The organism is Rhizobium sp. P32RR-XVIII (assembly GCF_012641395.1).
In the GTDB taxonomy this organism is placed as follows: Bacteria; Pseudomonadota; Alphaproteobacteria; order Rhizobiales; family Rhizobiaceae; genus Rhizobium.
In genome coordinates, this window is the sequence record NZ_JABAIH010000020.1 from 1 (window position 1) to 19,415 (window position 19,415).

Genomic DNA, 19,415 nt, shown 5'->3' on the forward strand with positions numbered 1-19,415 from the left:
GGTTGACCGTGCGCTCGCCGATCATGATGTCCCCCGAGGTGATGCCTTCCAACCCTGCGATCATGCGAAGCAGCGTGGACTTCCCACAGCCTGACGGGCCGACAAGAACGACAAGTTCGCCATCGCCTATGTCGAGCGAGATGCCCTTGATGATTTCCGTGCCGCCGCCATAAGTCTTGCGGACGTCCTTGAGCTTGATACCGGCCATTACTTCTCCGTCTCCACAAGACCTTTGACAAACCAGCGCTGCATGAGCACGACGATGACGATCGGCGGGATGATTGCGACGATCGCCGTCACCATTACGAAATTCCACGGCGTCGCCGCGTCGGCAAAATCCACCATCTTGCGCAGTCCAATGATGATCGTCGTCATCTGCGCGTCATTCGTGACGAGGAGCGGCCAGAGATATTGCGTCCACCCGTAAATGAAGAGGATGACGAAGAGGGCTGCGATGTTCGTGCGCGACAGCGGCAGCAGGATATCGCGCATGAAGCGGAACGGACCGGCATTGTCGATGCGCGCGGCTTCCACCAGCTCTCCGGGGATCGTCAGGAAGAACTGACGGAAGAGGAAGGTTGCCGTCGCCGAGGCCATGAGCGGCAACGTCAGCCCGGCATAGGTATCGATCATGCCGAGATCGACGATCACCTTGTAGGTCGGCAGGATGCGCACCTCGACCGGCAGCATCAGGGTGATGAAGATCATCCAGAAGAAGCCCATCCGGAAGGGAAAGCGGAAGAAGACGATCGCGAAGGCCGAGAGGAACGAGATCGCGATCTTGCCGACCGCAATTGCCAGCGAGACCACGAACGTGTTCCACAGCATCCGTTCGAGGCTGACGCCGACGACGCGCTCGACGCCGCCGGACAGTGCCTCAGTGTAATTCTCCGCGAAATGCCCGCCCGGCAGCAGCGTGATCGGCGGGCGCAGGATCTCCGCCGAGGTCATCGTGGAGGCAACGAAGGTGTAATAGATCGGGAAGGCGACAATAATGATCCCGAGGATCAGCATCAAGTGGCCGAAAAGGGTGGCGAGGGGGCGCTTTTCAATCATCGACCGACCTCACGCGTAGTGGACCCGGCGTTCCACGAAGCGGAACTGGAAGGCGGTGAGCGCGATGACGATCACCATCAAGATAACCGACTGTGCCGCCGAGGAGCCGAGGTTGAGGTTCACGAAGCCGTCGTTGTAAACCTTGTAGACCAATGTCTCGGTCGCCCTGGCGGGGCCACCGCCGGTCACGGAATGGATGATGCCGAAGGTATCGAAGAAGGCATAAACGGTATTGACGACAAGCAGGAAGAAGGTCGTCGGCGCCAGCAGCGGAAAGACGATGGTCCAGAAGCGCCGGTTGCCGCGCGCGCCGTCGATGGCCGCCGCTTCGATCAGGGATTTCGGGATTGCCTGCAGCCCGGCGACGAAGAAGAGAAAATTGTAGCTTATCTGCTTCCAGGCAGCCGCGACTATCACCAGCGCCATAGCCTGGTTGCCGTTGAGCAGCGGGTCCCAAAGGAATCCGTTGCGCCGCAGGAGATAGGCGAAGGTGCCCATGGCCGGATTGAACATGAAGAGCCACAGCATGCCGGCCACGGCGGGCGCGACGGCATAGGGCCAGATTAGCAGGGTACGATAGAAACCCTGTCCACGCACGACCTTGTCGGCCGCGGTCGCGAGCGCGAGCGCCATGACCATCGCCAGCAGGGCGGTCGCTACGCTGAAGATGATCGTTACCTGCAAGGAGTGAAGATAGTTTTCGTCGCCAAGCACCGACCTGAAATTGAAGAGCCCCGCGAAGCTGCTCTTCAGCCCGAAGGGGTCCTCGCGCTGTGTCGATTGATAAAGCGCCTGGCTCGCAGGCCAGAAGAAAAAGATGACGGTAAGCGCGATCTGCGGCGCCACCAGGAAATACGGAAGGATCTTGTTGGGAAAGACGACACGCTGCAATGCGGCCTCCTGTAAAGCGGACGGAACGCCCGCGACCAAGAGGCCGCGGGCGACAGGAGATTTTAGTTGCCGAGCGCCTGCTGGATCGCCGCGTTGCCGCGTTCGACTGCCTTATCGAGCGCCGTCTTGGCGTCCTGCTTGCCGGCAAGCATGGCTTCGAACTCTTCGTTCATGATGTCACGCACCTGTGGCAGGTTGATCAGGCGAACGCCCTTGGAATTTTCCGTCGGAGCCTTGCCCATCATCTGCAGGATCGGCGTTTCGCGGCCGGGGTTCTTGTCGTAGAAGCCCGACTTCTTCGTCTCCTCGTAGGCTGCCATCGTTACCGGCATGTAGCCGGAAACCTGATGCAGGCGCGCCTGGATCTTGGTCTGCGAGAGGAAGTGGAAGAATTCGGCGATGCCCTTATATTCGGCATCCGACTTTCCGGCGAACACCCAAAGGCTTGCGCCGCCCGGAATCGTGTTCTGCGGCCGGCCTTCGCCCTCGTAATAGGGAAGCTGGCCGATACCGTAGTTCATCTTCGACTTGATGATGTCGCCAAGCCCGCCGGAAGATTCGGTCATGATCCCGCATTCGCCCGAGGTGAAGAGTTGCTTGGCTTCCGAGGTCCTGCCACCATAGCGGAAAGTGCCGTCCTTTGCGAGATCGGCGATTGCCTGGAAGTGCTGGACGAAAAGCGGCGAGTTGAACTCAAGCTTTACGTCAGTACCGCCAAGGCCGTTCTCGTTGGCCCCGTAGGCGACATTGTTCCAGGCGGCGAAGTTCTCGGTCTGAATCCAGGTCAGCCAGGTCGAGGTAAACCCGCAAGGGGCCGCACCGCTCGACTTGATCTTCTTCGCCGCCTCGAAGACTTCGGGCCAGGTCTTCGGCGGGGCCTCGGCATCGAGCCCTGCCTTCGTGAAGATATCCTTGTTGTAGAAGAGGATTGGAGAAGAAGAGTTGTAGGGGAAGGACAGCATCGTGCCGTCCGGCTTCGAATAATAAGCGACGATGCCCGGCAAATATTGCGACTTATCGAATGTGTAGCCGCCTTTCTTCAGGATCTCGGCCGCCGGCATGACGGCGCCCTCGGCGGCCATCATCAGGCCGCTGCCAGCGTCAAAGACCTGCAGGATCGCCGGCGGCTGCTTGGATCGGAATGCCGCGATGCCGGCATTGAGCGCTTCCGGATAGGTGCCCTTGAAAACGGGCACGATCTTGTATTCGCTCTGGCTCTCGTTGAATTCCTTGGAAAGCTGCTCGACGACCTCGTTGTTGGCGCCGGCCATGGCGTGCCACCACTGTAGTTCGGTAGCCGCGAAGGCATGCGGTGTGCCGGCCGAAAGCGTGATGGCTGCGACGGAAGCGAAAAGTAAACGTTTGGACATGGTTCCTCCCTGTGTTTGTCCGTTGCCAAAGATTGACAAGCCTCCCGCGCGACCCTCCTCGATCGTCTCGGAAATCCTGTCTGCCCTTTTCTGCCGAAAGCGAAAAGCTCCCGATGCAAAGCTGTGCATCCGAAAGAACTAGGACGCTTTCACGATCCGTCTAGCGGCCCGCCAAGGGCGGCGGTTCTAGAGCGCCTCGTGAGCGCTGGCTCTCACGGTGAGTTGCGATATGAATATCGGTGATCTTCCAGTATTTCGATAAGAGCACAACTATTATTTTCAGGTTAGAAAACTCAGATCCACATGATCCGCCTTCGTTATTGCGGTTGGCATGCAAGGGGGGAACTCGCCAGCGAGAAATCGATGCCGGCTTTCGTCCTGCCGTGCTGCTCCAAGCGGCTGAGCGACCTCGTCATCGAAAGTCAAATTGCAGGAGCACAGTCGCGAGATATCGTAGCCAATCTCGCGAAACCTGCGATCGCAACCTGCGTTGGTCCGTCTTGGCCCGGCTCAGATGTCTATGAAAACTGCGTCACCGATCCGGAGCATGCCGTTCCGCTTCGGAGCGCAGTAGACGCCCATGTTCCGATTGCCGAATTTCATGACATTCCGAAGGATCTCCGGATCGTTCTCCAAGCCTTCTTGAGCAATTATCGTGAAGCCGCAGCGCTTGGTTGGTGCAATCACAGTACCTGGAACCTCTCCTAGCCGAATGGCTGCATGGATCCACGTCAGTGCTGATCTGGTTTTTTGTCATTGCCGTGTTCATCGTGCCGCTGATCTGGCGCTTCTGAGGGGACGGCCGACGCTCAAGCCGCTGGGCTATTTCGATTTGACGAGCCCCGAGAACCCGGCGACCGCCAGCAGGCTCAAGGCCCAGCCGATGACGGATTGGAGGAAATAGTAATTCAAGGTGAATGTTCCGTTAGGCTTGATCGAGTCCGGTCGCCAATATTCCCTTTGTCCGATGGATGCCACCGGCAGGAGAACGTCCAGCGAATACATCAGCGCGTTGAACTCCGGATAGCTGGCTGCTTCCGGCTGATTGCGAAAGCAGGAAAGTTGGTTCTCTCCGGCGTCCGCGCGTCCGGTCAGGACCTGTCCGCTCGACGGCATGAAGCGGCTTTCGGTCCGTTCAAGATCGCACATCGTCCATTCAGGTGAACGCAGGACCACAGGACTGTTCGGTTTCATCGCTCCACTCCGATAGGCTATGGCGAATACGACCGTGCCCATTGCCCAGAACAGCATGAGCCAGACCAGCGCCAGAAGGGGCTGGCGCCCGTAGCGAAGGGTTATTGCGAGAACGCCGTCCATGGTCGCAAGGGCGACGCGAAGCAGCGGACTTTTTGCCCGAGCGCGCCGTGCCCGCCGCTGCAACCGTTCCTTGGTAATCAGGACCGCGCGGGCATCCTCATCATGGCCCATCTGCCGCAGCACCGTTGAAAGATGTTCATAAGGCTGCGGCCAGAAATCCGCTTTCCAGCGGTCCGGCGTTTGGCGGGACAACCAGTCGAGCCGGCTTTCCGCATCGACCGGCCCACCGATGAAGGCACCATATTGGCAACGGTTCAGCAACAGATCGCCGATTTGCGGCCAGCTTGCCTGGTCATCGTCGATCGCCCCCATCGTTGTGGCCGTGAGATCGAGCGTACCGATAACCGACGCGTTCTGCCGCAGGAAGAAGGCACCATCGATCGTGGTGCGGTTGAGCCTCAGTGCATAGCCGCCGGGCTGCGAGAGCGATGCCGAAGTGCAATCGACGTCCCCGCCGAAGCGGGCGCCCAGCACGCGGACCTCTCCGACAATGGTCGCCCCGCGCAAGGCAAGGTCGCCTCCTGCCACGATCCCGTCGCCGTTCAAGGCAACTTCGCCCGGGCGCTCGATGCGCGCGCCGACTGCATTGACGTCGCGACTAAGGCGAACCGCTGAAAGATCGATGCCGCCGCGCACATCTGCGCCGCGCAATAGAATGCCGCCTCGGGTTTCCAATCCATTGGCATCAAGCGCGAGGCCGCCAGGTGAGGCGATCGACACGCCATCCGCCTCGAGGCTGCCGCCTAGGCGCGCGCCCGGAAGCCGGACTTCGCCGCTTACCATTGCGCTGCGCAATGAGAGGCAACCACGCGCTTCGAGCCGTTCGGCCTGCAATCCGGGCAAAGCCGAGCCGTCCAGGAACAAATTGTCGATGATGGCGGAGCGCAGCACCGGTGAGGCTTCGAAATGGCAGTCCTTGAGCCCGATATCGCGCGGAACCCGGCACCCCTCGAGGTCGAGAATACCGGTTATCCAGGCTCCGCTCAGCCTCACCCCCTTCTCATGGGAGCGGTAGCTGTCGTTGCCAAGAATGAGAAGGCGCAGAAGCTCGGCGCGCACGGTTCGTTCGGGGTCTTCCTGCTCCGGACGCAAGCCGTCACCTAACCTGTCGAAATCGCCCAACTGCAGATGCGCAACAACCTTGGCCTCGGCGGCGCTGAGAGGATGGAAACCGGCAAGGCTGGAGGCGACGGGAACGGCAGATCCGGTGGCCGGTGCTTTCTCGTTCATAAGCCCGGCATCCGGTTGGCCCCGGTTGCAGACTTTCGCCGACCGGTTGGCCTTGAGGTCTTCCCAGACCCCCGTTCCGGTTGGGAGGCGATAGAGGCGGGTCTGCTCATACTATTTTTCCCTGCGATCGCGCTCAGGCAGGCAATCCAAACAGCCGATGCCGCGAGCATGCTTTCCAACGGTGCCCGCTTCGACGGTAGGACAATTCGATCACGCGGCGAATGTCCCGTTCGATGGTCAGTATTGTGAGTGATTGATTTTGCCGTTTTCAAGACGGGTCAATAGCTGTCGCCTGTCGCAAGGGCTTTTGGCGTCGAAAAGCGCGAAGATGCCACGACATGTCGGACCGGCAGCAAAGTTTCTGGATTCGATGCCGATCACAGCCCGACGCATGCGATGCTAAGATATCGCTACATGTATCAGTGCCCATCCGGACCGGCTCTTGCGCCGCATCGGAATGAGGTCAGTCGGGGCACGAGTCAGGTTTGCCTGCCTTGAGTGCGCGCTATCATTCCTTCATCACCTGCCGAAAGCCTGGGCGATGCCAGATCACCATGGAACAACGCAACGACGCGTAGCGGGATTGCCGCAGAGCCTAATTCTTCTCTGGGGATTTTTGTTTGTTGTCTGGCTGATAGTCAATTCGTCGGTGGAGCCGCCAATCCTCGCAACCGGCGCGCTGGCCTCACTAGCGGTGGCCGCGATATTCGTGCGCCGCGGCGATGTCTGGCGGATCAGGCTGACTCCGCGCAAGGTCTTCCATTTCCTCGCCTATACCGGCGTCTTCCTGGTCGAGCTGGTGAAGGCGAACATCAACATGCTGCGCTACGTCTATGCGCCGCGCATCGATATTCGCCCCGGCATCGTCAAGGTCAGGATGCCGCTCAAATCGCCGATTGGGCGGCTGGCTTTGGCGAATTCGATCGCGCTGACGCCCGGCTCGCTGGTCATGGACCTCAGGGGCGATACCCTCTTCGTTCATTGGCTTGATGTCGGGACCACCGATCCGGAGGAGGCGACGCGGGTGATCATCGGCCCATTCGAAAAGCACTTGGAGGCGGTCTTTGGCTGAGATCATTCTGCAGATCGCCGTCGTCCTGATCTTCTTCGGCATCGTCTTCGGCGTGTTGCGGCTGGTGATCGGCCGGATGGCGATCGATCGGGCGGTGGCCATCGATATGCTGACGGTGGTGACGATCTCGCTGATTGCTCTTTACGCTCATATTTCAGGACGCTTCGTCTATCTCGACGTCGCCCTTGTCTATGGGTTGCTGAGCTTTCTGGCGGTCCTCGCCATCGCCCGCTTTCTGGAAAAGGGGCCGTAACCGTCATGCTGGAATTGCTGATCCTATTGATGTGCGGCAGCATTCTGGTGAGTGGCGTCCTTGCAGTGATGCTCGATAACCTCATGGCGGCGATGGTCAGCGCCGGGCTGGCAAGCCTGTTTGCGGCGGCGTCTTACGTGCTCTTGGCGGCGCCCGATGTCGCCATGGCCGAGGCTGCGATCGGATCAGGGCTGGCGACGCTGATCTTCCTTTACGCGATCCGCAAGACCAGAGGCGGAGGACCTGTCGATGAGTGAGCTGATCGGCAGTCTCGTCATTCTTGTCGGCGCCTTCTTCCTGTTTTCCGCAGGCCTCGGCCTCTTGCGCATGCCTGACGTCTTCACCCGCATACAGGCGGGGACCAAGGCCTCGACCCTGGGCAACATTCTGGTTCTTGCCGGCCTCGGTATCTATCATCCGGACTGGTCCCTCAAATTGCTCATCGTCGCGTATTTCGTTCTGATGACCAATCCGCTGTCCTCACATGCGTTGTCGCGGGCCGCGCATGCAATCCGCACACCGATGGCGGCGACGACCATCGTTGACGCTCTGCGGGAGGAGAAGGACGACGCTGCTGAAGAGGGCTTTAGATGAGGCGCGCGTTCAGCTTCCTCGCCGTGCTGGCATTCGGCGTCATCTTTGCTGAACTTGTCAGCGGATATGGCGAGCGTCAGACGCTCTCCGCCTTGGCAATACATTATCTGACTGAAGTTCCGGCTGATCTCGGGGCCTCCAATGTCGTGACCGGAATTCTGATCTCATTTCGCGGCTTCGATACGCTGGGAGAGGTCACGGTGCTGTTCATGGTGGCGGCAAGTGTCGGCCTGCTCCTGGCGAGTGAAGCGGATGAGAAGCCGCTTTCCCGTCCCGTTGTCCGCGGCAAAGAGCAGCGGCCGAGCGAGTTGGTGCGGAACGGCGCGGAGGTGGTGCTTCCACTCATCTTCCTTTTTGGCATCTATGTGATCATCAATGGCCACCTTTCGGCTGGCGGAGGCTTCCAGGGGGGCGCGGTCGTCGCCTCGGGTGTGATGCTTATGATGCTCGCCTATCCCACCGGGCCGATTCACCACGGTTTTCTAACCATCACGGAAACGCTTGCCGGCGTTTTCTATGTCTCCATCGGCATCCTGGGCATGGTCTTCGCCGGTGGCTTTCTCGACAGTCATATTCTGCCGCGCGGCAACTTCGGGACACTCTTCAGCGCCGGGGCCATCCCACTGATATCGACCCTGCTCGGCATCAAGGTCGGCGCGGAATTGAGTGTCGTCATCGACCGCTTCCGCAGCTGAGCCGCGCGGAGGCAAGGGATCACCATGGGACTGCCGATCTCACAAATACTTCTCACGACAGGATTTCTCCTCGTGCTCATCGGCTTCTGGGGCATGCTGAGGCATCGCAACATCCTGCGCATCATCATCGGCTTTTCGCTGATCGATACCGGCATGCACATTGTTCTGGTGGCGACCGGCTACGTCACCGGGGGCACCGCGCCGATCATCGATGAGGCGCTCGATATCACGGAGGCGGCCGCGCGTGCGGTCGATCCAATTCCCGCGGCCCTGGTCGTCACCGCCATCGTCATCGGCTTTTCGGTGACGGCGATCATGCTGTCCTTCGCGATCCGGCTCCACGCTGTGCGAAAAACCCTTTCGATCGACGCGCTGACGGAGTCGAGATGGTAGACAGCCTTCTTCAGCCGCTGAACATTTTTCTGCTTGGCCTCGGTGGCGGCTTCCTCATTCCCTTGCTGTCTAAAATCGCCAAGCCGCTGCCAGCGGCGGGATTTATCATCGCCCTTGTGGGAATGACCGTCATTTCAGGCGTCTGCCTCTGGCGAGTCCATCATGGCGGATCGACCATTGAGGTGCTGACCGCGGGCAGCGTGCCGCCGTTTTCGATCAACATGCGTTTCGGCCGCTGGGAGGGCTTTTTCGCCGTCTGCGTCAATGTCGTCGCGGTGCTCGGTGCCTGGCATCTTTGGGAGCGGCTGCGCCCGAGCTATCCGGCCCTGTTGCTGTACCTGATCCTGATCATGGGCATCAACGGCATGGTCATGACCCGCGATCTGTTCAACCAGTTCGTTTTCCTGGAGATCGTCTCGATCGGCACCTATGGGCTTCTCGGGTTTGAGCGGGCGCCGGCCGCGCTTGCGGCGAGCTTCAAATACATCATGGCCACAGTACTTGCATCGTCTTTCTTCCTGCTTGGCGCGGGCCTGCTCTATCAGGTGACCGGCACGCTCAATATCGACGATATGATCACAAATCGCGCGCTGATTACAGGCCCGGTCGGCGTGACGGCATTGCTGTTTGTTCTCTCCTGCCTTGTGCTCGAGCTGAAACCCTTTCCGGCAAACGGCTGGGGGCTCGACGTCTACGAGACCGCCAACAGCGGGATTGCGGCGCTTGTCTCCGTCGGGGTTTCGGCCGGCGTATTCTTCGCGCTCTTCAAGCTGCTGCCGCTTTTTGAAGATCATCTCAGCATCCTTGCCATCTCGGGCGGGACAACCTTCCTCTTCTCCAATCTTGTCGGCTTGAGGCAGACCAACGTGCAGCGGATGCTCGGCTATTCCTCGATCGCGCAGATGGGGCTTCTCATGCTCGCGCTTGCGCTGCTGCACCAGCTTGACGCCGAGCAGGCGCTGCCGCTGGTCGTCGGTGGGCTGTTCATCAACCATCTCGTTGCAAAGGCCGGTCTGTTCTGGCTCGCCGGGATCGTCGAGCGCCGCGAGATCGACGGCTGGTCCGATGTCGCGGGCAATCCCTTCGTGCTTTCCATCCTTGCGACGTTCCTGGTCGCGATTGCCGGCCTGCCGCCTTTTCCCGGCTTCTGGGCGAAATGGGAACTGGTGATGCAGGCTGCGGCGGGTGGACGATACATCTGGATTGCTGTCATCCTGGTCGGGTCGCTGCTTGAGGCAGCCTATATGTTCAGCTGGTTCAAGCATGCAACGCGCCCGCTGCCCGATGAAACGACGATCAGCCCGGCGGCGCCGGGTAGGCTGGTGCCTGTGGTTGCCTGCGCCGCTCTGCTGTTTGCGAGCGGCTATGCCGCGGCGAGCCTGGCTGGCGCGGCATCGCTGCTGCTGGTCGCGCCGCTTGTCGTTGGCGCGGGTCTCTACGTTCTCGATTGGCTGCCTGGGCGGATCAAGTGCGTGCTGATGCTGGGGGCGGTGCTGGTTGCCGGTCTTTGGATCATTCACGATATCGAAGGTTTGCGCCGGCTGTTTGCCGTGCTCCTGCTTTCCGGCGGGCTGGTCGTTGCATTCGCCAGCTTCTATCGCTCCGATCCTCGCCGCGGCTTCTACCCGATGATGGCGATCCTGCTGCTGTCGATCGACAGTCTGCTACGCGCCGCCACCAGCCTGGAGTTCTTCTTCCACTGGGAGATCATCACCCTTTCTTCCTACTTTCTGATAGCGCAGCGGCCCGGCGCCCATCCCTATGTGCTGCAGTTCCTGCTGTTTTCGCTGGTGTCGGCCTTCTGCATGCTTGCAGGCTTCGGCATTGCCACCAGCGCCAACGGCACAACTGCGCTTTCGGCATTTGCCACAGCCGGCCCCGATGCAGCTCCGGCCTTAATGTTCCTGGCGATCGGCTTTCTGATCAAGACCGGCGCCGTCGGTGTTCATGTCTGGCTACCGGGTGCCTATGCCGAGGCCGACGATGATCTGTCGGCGATGCTCTCCGCCGTCATCAGCAAGGTCGCGGTCTTCGGGTTATTCATGGTCACCTATCTCGCCATTCGCTCCGAAGTCGGGCTCGAGATGGCGCATGTGATGGGCTGGATCGGCCTTCTGACGACGATCGCCGGTGCCGTGATGGCGTTTCAGCAGAGCGACATCAAGCGCATGCTCGGCTATTCCAGCATGAGCCAGATCGGCTACATCATCACGGCGATCGCACTGATGAGCCATCTCGGCTGGGTGACGGCGTTCTATCTCGTCGCCAATCATCTGTTGGTAAAGGGTATCCTGTTTCTCGCCGTAGCCGGCGTCATCCTGCGAACCGGCACCAGGTTGTTCGATGAGACTGGCGGCCTTGCCGGAAGGATGCCGCTTACCTTTGCGGCCGTTGTCATTGCCCTGATCTCGATGTCCGGCCTGCCGCCACTCGCGGGCTTCGGCGGCAAGTGGTTGCTGTTGAGTGCGATGACGGACAGGGGTTGGTACGGCCTTGCTGTCGTCGGCGTGCTGGCGACGTTCATCGGCTTCCTCTACATGTTTCGCCTGGGCTATTCTATTTTCCTGGGGCCGCGAAAGCCGTCCGACGAAGCGGTGAGCGAGGCCCCCCTGCCCTTGCTCGTCCCGCAGTTCGTCCTGGTCCTGGCAATTCTTGTGCTGTCCTTCTTCCCGAAGCTGGTGATGGATCCCGTTTCCGCCGCGATCGACCCCTATTTCGCCTCGACGCTGGTTTGGCAGGGCATGTCGCTCGAAACCATCTATGGCTACTGGAACCCCGTTCCCGTCATGGCCTTCAGCGTAGCGTCCGCCGGCGTTCTGCTCGGCCTGTTCCTGCTGGTCTACAGAACCGGCCGGGGCCGCTCCCTTCCGGGGAGCACCGCGCATTTCTACAGCTTCTATCGATCTGTCTTTGCGCCGCTCGTCACACCAGTTGCGAATTTCGTCTGGGACGGCGTCTGCGATCTAACCCTCGGCGCGGCGGGACTCGTACGCAGAATCTACACCGGCAACGGCCAGACCTATGCGCTCTACGTGCTCTATTATGTGTTTGCATTGTATCTGCTCGGCACATTGGGACTCGCCGCAGGCTGAGGGTGGAGGCGAGGCATCGCTGCCGTAGAGTGAAGACTGCGTCGGACCAGTTGCGCGAGGTCCGGTTATTGGCTGGCGACGGCTTGCGCCATCCCCTCCAGAATACGGCTTGGAAGAAAGATCACCAGCCTTGCCGCTCCCTCGATAACGGATGCACCGTCGGCGAGCATGGTCTGTCCCAATGGGGCTTCATCTTCTCTGAGCACGCTGCGCATCAAGGCATCGTTGTTCACGACATCCATCAGCGTCTGCGAACTGGCAAAGACGCTGTGGCGCCCGCCATCGATGTCCGAAACATCGATAACGGCGATCTCATTCTTTTGAAGGATGGCGATCTCGGAGCCGCTGCCGACGCGCGGATGCCCCCCCGCCAATCGCCGGGAAATCCCGAGAGCGCGATCGCGGCGTGAAACGACGATCGTGAAGGGTCGCGGGATATCGCCGATGTCGTCAAGCTGGCTCAGGAAGACGTCAACGTCGATGTCCGGTGCCGCGAGAACCACGCCACCCAGGCGCTTCAGAGTGCTGGTGCGGCCTCTGAGAGCCAGATCCCGCAAGGCTTCGGTGACGACATAAGCACCCATCGAATGACCGACCACGACGATTCTCTTCGCGTTGGTCTGTGCGGCGATCTCGATCGTCTCCGCAAGTCCCCGCCGGCCGACCAGGGCACTATCGCGGTCGAAGACGTAGAGAGGGACCGACGCTCCCGACGGCCAGGCGTAGTGCAGCGAGACGGACTTGATGTCGTAGTCGTAGGTGATCTGAGCATTACGGAAGACGCTGTCGGCGAAGTTGTTATTGTATCCGTGGACGAAGATGAAGATCTCGCGATTCTCGGGCGCGCGCCGTGCCAAGGCCGCGTTCAGCTGCCTGATGAACTCTTGCCGCTGGTCGATCGGTTGGAACGTTCTTGCCGAAAAATGCCTGCTCGGATCCGGGACGCGGCCGGTTTTCTCGACGCGCCCGGTGACATGGTTTTGCGGGATTCCGATGTCGAGCTTCGCAAAATTCAGTGTTTTCGACCGTTCGGCCGAGTAAGGCAGTGAAAGACTGTCTGATCGCGCGCGCGTGGTCGCGACGTAGATCGGAACGATCGCCCGTGGGTCCGCATCTGATGATGCCGCAGTAGGAAGGCCGAGCACTGCCCGTGGTCCGCCGCAGCCGACGAGAGCCAGCAGCATGATCACAATGACGGACAATCGCATCGAGGACATGGCTAGGCTCAATTCCCTGGCAAGCTCTTCAGTTCTCTGCAGAGCAAAGCGCGCGGACAATCGGTTCGGGCTTTTCACCCGTGCACCCGTACCGGGCGAAGTACCCCCGCAGTTCTAAGCTATTCGCGGCAGGTGCGGAAGATCAGTTATTGGCGTACTCACCGCATCCCGAGTTTCGCGTGGTACAGACGATAGAACTACGGCGTTTCAATCCTGCAGGGAGAGAGCTTCACTCCGCAATCGACTGCGAAAATCTGGACGTCAGGCCTTGTCGCGGGATTCTATGCTGATCACTTCGCTTCTTGAAGCGCACTATAGTTCTAGGCGGAGAACTGCGCCTTCGGGTTCTGGGACAGCCGCTGGTCGATCAGGGCGCTTAAGAGAGCATCATCGTCGCGTTCCTGCTCATGGCTTCCACCGCTCGCGCTGATCACCATGACGGACGGATTGATGACGGGCGCATGTTGGGGGGAAATCGCACATGAAAAGACACCTTGCTGCATCGAGATCCCGCGCAACGTTCGGCGTGTGTGCCGCAGTACTGGCTGCCTTTTTCCTGGTTGGCTGCCAACGCGAGGATGAGGCCGAGGAGCGGCCGCCCAGGCCCGTCAAGACCGTTGCTGTTTCGTTCAATCCCGAGGATACGTACGGGTCGCTTGTCGGAGAGATTCGGCCACGCACCGAAACCAGCTTGAGTTTCCGGCAGGGCGGTGAGATCCGGGAACGCGACGTCGAGGTCGGCGACCTCGTGGAGGTTGGAACCGTTCTCGCCCGCCTTGACGCCGAGGACGCGCAGGACGCGGTGCGCAAGGCGGAAGCGAATGTGTTTTCGGCCCAGACCCAGTTCCGGAACGCCGAGACGGAGCGGGCACGGCAGCAGCAGCTTTACCCGCGTACATCGACGCGTCAGGCATTCGAGGCGGCCATCGCTCAGGCGAACATGGCGCAGGCTGGTGTCGATGCGGCCCAAGCCAGCTTGCGGATCGCCCAGACCAATCTCGACAATCGCGTCCTGAAGGCAAACGCTGCCGGAGTCGTCACCGCGATCGGTGGCGAAGTTGGACAGGTTGTCGGCGGTGGTCAGATGGTGGTGCGCGTTGCGCAGCTTGGGACGCGCGATGCCGTCTTCCAGGTTCCCGAAGCGACGATCCAGACCACCGGCGGCGACGCGCGCGTCGACGTGCAACTCCTCAGCAACGCCAACATCAAGGCGACGGGAACGGTTCGCGAGATCTCGCCGACCGCAGACCCGATCACGCGCAACTTCACGGTCCGCGTCGGGCTTGACACGGCGCCGGACGAATTCCGTTTCGGCAGTGCCGTACGCGGTACGATCCGGCTTTCCGGCGAGCCCACGGCGCGGCTGCCGATCACGGCGTTATTCAGCCAGGGCAGCCAGAGCGCCGTATGGATCGTCGATGCGGCCAGCAAGACGACCAAGCTCGTGCCGGTGGAGGTGCATCGCTTCGACGCGAAGGATTTCCTCGTGACCAAGGGTCTTTCAAGTGGAGACAACGTCGTCGTCGCCGGGGTACAGCAGCTCCGTCCCGGCATGCCTGTTCGCTTGCTCGAAGGAAGCGCAGAATGAACGAGGGCTTCAACCTATCGGGCTGGGCGATCCAGCGGCAGAGCCTTATCATCTTCCTCGTGCTTCTGAGCGCCGTTGCGGGCATTCTTGCCTATATCAATCTGGGGCGCGACGAAGACCCGGAGTTCACCTTCAAGACGATGATCGTCTCCGCCGGATGGCCGGGCGGGACGATCGAGCAGACGACCGATCAGATTACCGACCGTCTCGAGCGGACGCTCGAGGAGGTGCCAAACCTCGACAGCCTGCGCAGCCTGACAACAGCGGGGCAATCGGTCATCTACGTCACGCTCGACGATGCGACGCCGCCCGATCAGGTGGGCGAATCCTGGTATCAGGCCCGCAAGAAAGTTGGTGATATGGTGTCGACGCTGCCCGCGGGCGTGCGTGGGCCGTTCTTCAACGACGATTTCGGCGACACATTCGGCATTATCTACGCTTTTACCTCCGACGGGTTTAGTGATCGCGAGGTGCGCGATTGGGTCTACGAGGCGCGCAACCGCCTGCTTAAACTCGACAATATCGGCAAGGTTCAGCTGCTCGGCACGCAGGATGAGACGATCTATATCGAATTCTCTACCGAGCGGCTGGCAAGCCTCGGCCTCAGCTTTGCGACCGTGATTGGCACGATACAGGCGCAGAATGCCGTCTTGCCGGCGGGTCTCATAACCTCCGCGCAGGATCGGACCATCCTGCAAGTGTCCGGCAGCCTTTCCGACGAGACCACGATCCGACAGTTGAACATTCCCACAGCATCCGGTTTCGTGCGCCTGGGCGATATAGCCGGCGTGGTACGGGGAACGGTGGATCCCCCCCAGCCACGCTTCCGCGTCAGGGGCAAGCCGGCGATCGGCATCGCCATTTCCATGGCGTCGGGCGGCGACATCCTGCAACTCGGCCAAAACATCGACGCGACGATGCAGAGGCTGGAGGACGACCTGCCGATCGGCATCAACCTGACGCATGTGGCGAGCCAGCCGGCGGTGGTCAAGACTGCGATTCGCGGGTTCACGACATCGCTGGGTCAGGCGGTGGTCATCGTTCTTGGTGTCAGTTTCCTGGCTCTCGGGGTGCGCGCCGGCATTGCGGTGGCCGTCTCCATTCCGCTTGTCCTTGCATTGACCTTCCTGTTCATGAACATCACCGGCATCGCCCTGCAGCGCGTCTCGCTCGGCGCGCTGATCATCGCGCTGACGCTTATGATCGATGACACGATGGTGACCGTCGAGACGATGATGGCGAAGCTCGAACAGGGCTACGATCGCATCCAGGCGGCCTCGCATGCCTATACGTCAACCGCATTTCCGATGCTCGCAGGCACGCTGGTGACGATTGCCGGCTTCATTCCGGTGGGCTTCGCAAGCAGCTCTTCGGGCGAATATGCGCGGTCGCTGTTCCTGGTGATCGGCTTCGCGCTTATCGTGTCCTGGCTGGTGGCCGTGCTCCTGACCCCGATCGTCGGTCTTGCCGTCCTCAAATCGGGAACTGCAACGGGTGAGAAACAGGATGGCGCGTTGATCCGTAGCTTCAAGAATTTCCTCCGTGCCTGCATGCGGATGCGCGTCGTGGTGGTCCTTGCCACCGTAGCGATGTTTGTGGCAGCGCTTATCGGGTCGTCCGCCATGAAGCGGCAGTTCTTTCCGGCTTCCGACCGGCCGGAGCTTATCTTGCAGCTGACCCTGCCGCAGAGCGCATCGCAGGAAGCCACTGCTGCCGATGTGTCGAAAGTCGAAGAGGTCCTCGCCGCCGACGAGGATGTGGCCGACTGGAGCTTCTACATAGGCTCCGATCCGGTACGCTTCTATCTGTCGATGGATCTTCAGGCTCCCGCGCCGTCTCGCGCGCAGGCGGTGGTGATCGCCAAGAGCGTCGGCGCACGCGACGCGCTGCAGGCACGCCTGCAGAAGGCGCTCGACGAAAGGCTTCCCGACGACATCGTGCGCGTCTCGCCGCTCGAAATGGGGCCGCCGGTCGGCTGGCCCGTCCAATACCGCGTGAGTGGGCCGGATATTCCAGGTGTCCGCAATGCCGCTTGGCAGGTGGCCGATGCGATCAGCAAGGTGCCTGGCGTCGTTCAACCTAACCTCGACTGGAATGAACCGGTCCGCAAAATCATCATCAACGTCGACCAGGACCGCGCCCGGCTGGTAGGGCTCAATTCCTCCGTGATTGCCCAGACGCTGTTTGCCACGGCCTCGGGCCTTCCCATCACGCAGGTCCGGGACTCGATTTACCTCATCAATGTCGTTGCCAGGGCAACGGCAGAGGAGCGCGTCGATATCAGCACGATCCGCTCGTTGCAGATCCCGGTCGGCCCCAATCATACGGTGCCGCTCTCCAGCATCGCCACGATCGACTACCAGACGACACAGCCCGTCATCTGGCGTCGTGATAGCTCAACCACCATCACTGTCCAGGCGGATACGGCCGAAGGTGTGACGGCTGCCAGTGCCGTCGAGGCTGCGGCCAGCAAGATCGATGAGTTGCGCCAGGCCAACCCGCTCTACCCGATCGAGGTCGGCGGTGCGGTCGAAGGCGCCGAAGATGGGCTCGCCGCTGTCGTCGAGATGCTTCCGGTGATGGCGGTCATCATCCTGATCGTGCTCATGTTCCAACTGCAGAGCGTCCAGCGGCTGCTGCTCGTCATCAGCGTCGTGCCCCTTGGGCTGATCGGCGTGGTGGTAATCATGCTGATTACCAATACGCCGGTGGGATTCATCGCCGTTCTCGGGATGATCGCGCTGATTGGCATGATAACCCGAAACTCTGTGGTGCTGATCGATCAGATCGACCTTGCGATCGAAGAAAACGGCCGGGAATGGCGGAGCGTTATCGACGTCACCGCACGGCGCCTGCGGCCGGTTTTTCTGACAGCGGGATCGACCGTCCTCGGTATGCTGCCGATCATCCGCGATCCGTTCTGGTCGCCCCTTGCCTTTACCGTCATCGGCGGTCTGGTGGTCGCCGCAGCGCTGACACTGATCTTCCTGCCGGTGCTCTATGTGCTGTGGTTCCGCATTCCCGCCGAGGCCGAGACCGCCAAGGCAGAGGTTACCGCGCCGGAGCCGGCTACGGCTGGGAGGTGATGGATTTCGGACGACAGAAAGAGACGCAATGCAAAGCCGCGGGATTCCTCGCTAATTTCATCGGTAAATTCCCGGCTATGATTTGACGTCGGTGCTGCGTCAGCTGATTGGCGTTCTGTTTCTCAATCCGCTGTTCGGCGTGGCGATGGTGTCCGGCTGTTTCGTGCAGCGGCGGAGTCAAGCTCTGATTCTATGGCGCGGAGCTTGGAAAATGGAGGCAATGTTCTAGGGGCGAATATGCAAGAAGTAGGCGGCAGTCGCATGATCGGTTCGGTCACGACCGGTATCCTTGTGCTCGCTTTGCTTTATGTCGCGCAATCGATCTTCGCACCGCTTATCTTTTCCTTATTCGTTATTGCGCTGGTCTGGCCGTGCCAGACCACCTTGCAGCGCTGGCTGCCGAAACTCCTGGCACTTCTGATCACACTGATCCTGACCATGGTTGCTATTGTCGCCATCGGGTCTGCGGTCGCGTGGGGCTTCGGCAAGCTTGCGCAATGGCTCTTCGTCAACGCCGACCGTTTCCAGACGATCTATATCGACTGGGCAAACTGGCTGGAAGGGCACGGCCTCGCTGTCGCCGGCCCCTTGGCAGACCGCTTCGATGTTGCCTGGCTGGTTCGCTTTGTCCAGGGGATGGCTCTCCGGGTGAACAGCTTCGCCGGTTTCGCCGTCTTGGTCTTCATTTTCATCATGCTCGGCCTGCTCGAGGTGGAAGATTTCAATGCACGCCTTATCGCGCCCGCAGCCCAGCCTCACGGAATGCGCATCCTGACGGCCAATCGGGTGATTGGTGCAAAACTGCGCCGCTTCATGATCGTGCGAACGTTCGCCAGTATCCTCACTGGATTGGTCGTTTGGCTGTTTGCGCTGGGCGCGGGACTTGAACTTGCTGCAGCTTGGGGCGCAATCGCATTCGCGCTTAACTACATCCCTTTTCTCGGGCCGTTCGTCGCGACCGCGCTCCCGACGCTGTTTGCCATCGCCCAATTCGACTCGTGGCAGGCGGCGGTCGTCATTTTCGCGAGCCTTAACGTGATCCAATTCATCATCGGCAGTTACCTGGAACCGCGGCTAACTGGAGCGTCGCTGGCAATATCCCCCTTTGCCGTTATCTTTGCGGTATTTTTCTGGAGCTTCATGTGGGGCATTTCGGGCGCCTTCATCGGCGTACCCATCCTTATTGCGTTCATTGTGTATTGCGCGGGCTCACCGTCGGGAAAGTGGGTCGCGACGCTGCTGTCGGACAGTTCAAAGGCTGAGGCAGACCGCGGATCGTGAAGCAGCGTCAGCAGCGAGCGCGTGATCTATTTTGGCACGAGGACAACGGGAGGCCCCTGCAAGGTAGGTCACCAGACCTTCGTGCATCTGACAGTTGAGAAGAGCGGTCGAAAAGGTTAAATTGCGGATAGGAGGCAAAGCGACTGCCGGAGAGGGCACGTCGTAACATACTGAGCCGACTGCTGAGGGGTCCCCGGTGGAATAATATCTGCCCCGGGCAAAAGAAAGGCCGCCTCAGACACCTGCGGAAAATAAATCGCTTACTCAACGACCCCAGCAT

General features: G+C 60.5%; 17 protein-coding genes. 10 read left to right on the forward strand and 7 right to left on the reverse strand.

Annotated features, from left to right (window positions below; genetic code table 11):
• The 6 genes from HGP14_RS30130 to HGP14_RS30155 form a co-directional block, all read right to left on the reverse strand.
• Nucleotides 1-208, reverse strand: a 208-nt coding sequence (locus HGP14_RS30130) for an ATP-binding cassette domain-containing protein (RefSeq protein ID WP_168833525.1), incomplete at its 3' end; no start/stop codon positions are given.
• The gene (ugpE, locus tag HGP14_RS30135; RefSeq protein ID WP_168833526.1) at nt 208-1,056 is read right to left on the reverse strand and encodes a sn-glycerol-3-phosphate ABC transporter permease UgpE; all 849 of its coding nucleotides are present in this window, start codon (nt 1,054-1,056) and stop codon (nt 208-210) included. The genes HGP14_RS30130 and ugpE, both read right to left, overlap by 1 nt.
• Nucleotides 1,057-1,065: 9 nt before the next feature.
• Nucleotides 1,066-1,947, reverse strand: coding sequence for a sn-glycerol-3-phosphate ABC transporter permease UgpA (gene ugpA / locus HGP14_RS30140; protein ID WP_168833527.1), 882 nt, complete (start codon nt 1,945-1,947; stop codon nt 1,066-1,068).
• A gap of 62 nt (nt 1,948-2,009) precedes the next feature.
• The gene (gene ugpB, locus HGP14_RS30145) at nt 2,010-3,317 is read right to left on the reverse strand and encodes a sn-glycerol-3-phosphate ABC transporter substrate-binding protein UgpB (protein WP_168833528.1); all 1,308 of its coding nucleotides are present in this window, start codon (nt 3,315-3,317) and stop codon (nt 2,010-2,012) included.
• Nucleotides 3,318-3,827: 510 nt separating this feature from the next.
• Nucleotides 3,828-4,004, reverse strand: coding sequence for a hypothetical protein (locus tag HGP14_RS36820; RefSeq protein ID WP_409527114.1), 177 nt, complete (start codon nt 4,002-4,004; stop codon nt 3,828-3,830).
• Between the two features lie 135 nt (nt 4,005-4,139).
• A complete protein-coding gene (locus HGP14_RS30155; RefSeq protein WP_168833530.1) occupies nt 4,140-5,864 on the reverse strand; it encodes a hypothetical protein in 1,725 nt (574 codons plus the stop codon).
• A 616-nt stretch (nt 5,865-6,480) separates the two neighbouring features.
• On the opposite strand from HGP14_RS30155, the gene HGP14_RS30160 reads away from it, so the two are divergent.
• From HGP14_RS30160 to HGP14_RS30190, 7 genes are read left to right on the forward strand one after another with little or no spacing between them, the layout of a single operon-like run.
• Entirely contained in the window at nt 6,481-6,936 is a 456-nt protein-coding gene (locus tag HGP14_RS30160) for a Na+/H+ antiporter subunit E (protein ID WP_246704675.1), read from the forward strand.
• Nucleotides 6,929-7,189, forward strand: a complete 261-nt coding sequence (locus HGP14_RS30165) for a monovalent cation/H+ antiporter complex subunit F (protein WP_168833532.1) — start codon at nt 6,929-6,931, stop codon at nt 7,187-7,189. Before HGP14_RS30160 ends, HGP14_RS30165 begins: the two co-directional genes overlap by 8 nt.
• Nucleotides 7,190-7,194: 5 nt before the next feature.
• On the forward strand, nt 7,195-7,446 hold the full coding sequence (locus tag HGP14_RS30170) for a hydrogenase subunit MbhD domain-containing protein (RefSeq protein ID WP_168833533.1): 252 nt from the start codon (nt 7,195-7,197) through the stop codon (nt 7,444-7,446).
• Nucleotides 7,439-7,783 carry a monovalent cation/H(+) antiporter subunit G gene (gene mnhG, locus HGP14_RS30175; RefSeq protein ID WP_168833534.1) on the forward strand — a complete coding sequence of 115 codons (345 nt, stop codon included), beginning with the start codon at nt 7,439-7,441 and terminating at the stop codon, nt 7,781-7,783. The genes HGP14_RS30170 and mnhG overlap by 8 nt, the downstream gene beginning before the upstream one ends.
• Complete coding sequence (mbhE, locus tag HGP14_RS30180) at nt 7,780-8,478, forward strand: hydrogen gas-evolving membrane-bound hydrogenase subunit E (RefSeq protein WP_168833535.1); 699 nt, start codon at nt 7,780-7,782, stop codon at nt 8,476-8,478. Before mnhG ends, mbhE begins: the two co-directional genes overlap by 4 nt.
• 24 nt (nt 8,479-8,502) lie before the next feature.
• Complete coding sequence (locus HGP14_RS30185) at nt 8,503-8,871, forward strand: sodium:proton antiporter (RefSeq protein ID WP_205927411.1); 369 nt, start codon at nt 8,503-8,505, stop codon at nt 8,869-8,871.
• Entirely contained in the window at nt 8,865-11,963 is a 3,099-nt protein-coding gene (locus tag HGP14_RS30190) for a complex I subunit 5 family protein (protein WP_168833536.1), read from the forward strand. The genes HGP14_RS30185 and HGP14_RS30190 overlap by 7 nt, the downstream gene beginning before the upstream one ends.
• Before the next feature lie 65 nt (nt 11,964-12,028).
• Here the strand turns inward: HGP14_RS30190 and HGP14_RS30195 are convergent, their stop codons facing one another.
• Complete coding sequence (locus HGP14_RS30195) at nt 12,029-13,180, reverse strand: alpha/beta hydrolase (RefSeq protein WP_168833537.1); 1,152 nt, start codon at nt 13,178-13,180, stop codon at nt 12,029-12,031.
• A 481-nt stretch (nt 13,181-13,661) separates the two neighbouring features.
• Between HGP14_RS30195 and HGP14_RS30200 the strand changes: the two genes are divergently transcribed.
• The 3 genes from HGP14_RS30200 to HGP14_RS30210 all read left to right on the forward strand — a co-directional run bounded on the left by HGP14_RS30200 (nt 13,662) and on the right by HGP14_RS30210 (nt 19,135).
• Complete coding sequence (locus tag HGP14_RS30200) at nt 13,662-14,768, forward strand: efflux RND transporter periplasmic adaptor subunit (protein ID WP_168833538.1); 1,107 nt, start codon at nt 13,662-13,664, stop codon at nt 14,766-14,768.
• Entirely contained in the window at nt 14,765-17,854 is a 3,090-nt protein-coding gene (locus HGP14_RS30205; RefSeq protein ID WP_168833539.1) for an efflux RND transporter permease subunit, read from the forward strand. Before HGP14_RS30200 ends, HGP14_RS30205 begins: the two co-directional genes overlap by 4 nt.
• Nucleotides 17,855-18,091: 237 nt before the next feature.
• Entirely contained in the window at nt 18,092-19,135 is a 1,044-nt protein-coding gene (locus HGP14_RS30210) for an AI-2E family transporter (RefSeq protein WP_168833540.1), read from the forward strand.
• Nucleotides 19,136-19,415 lie beyond the last annotated feature (280 nt).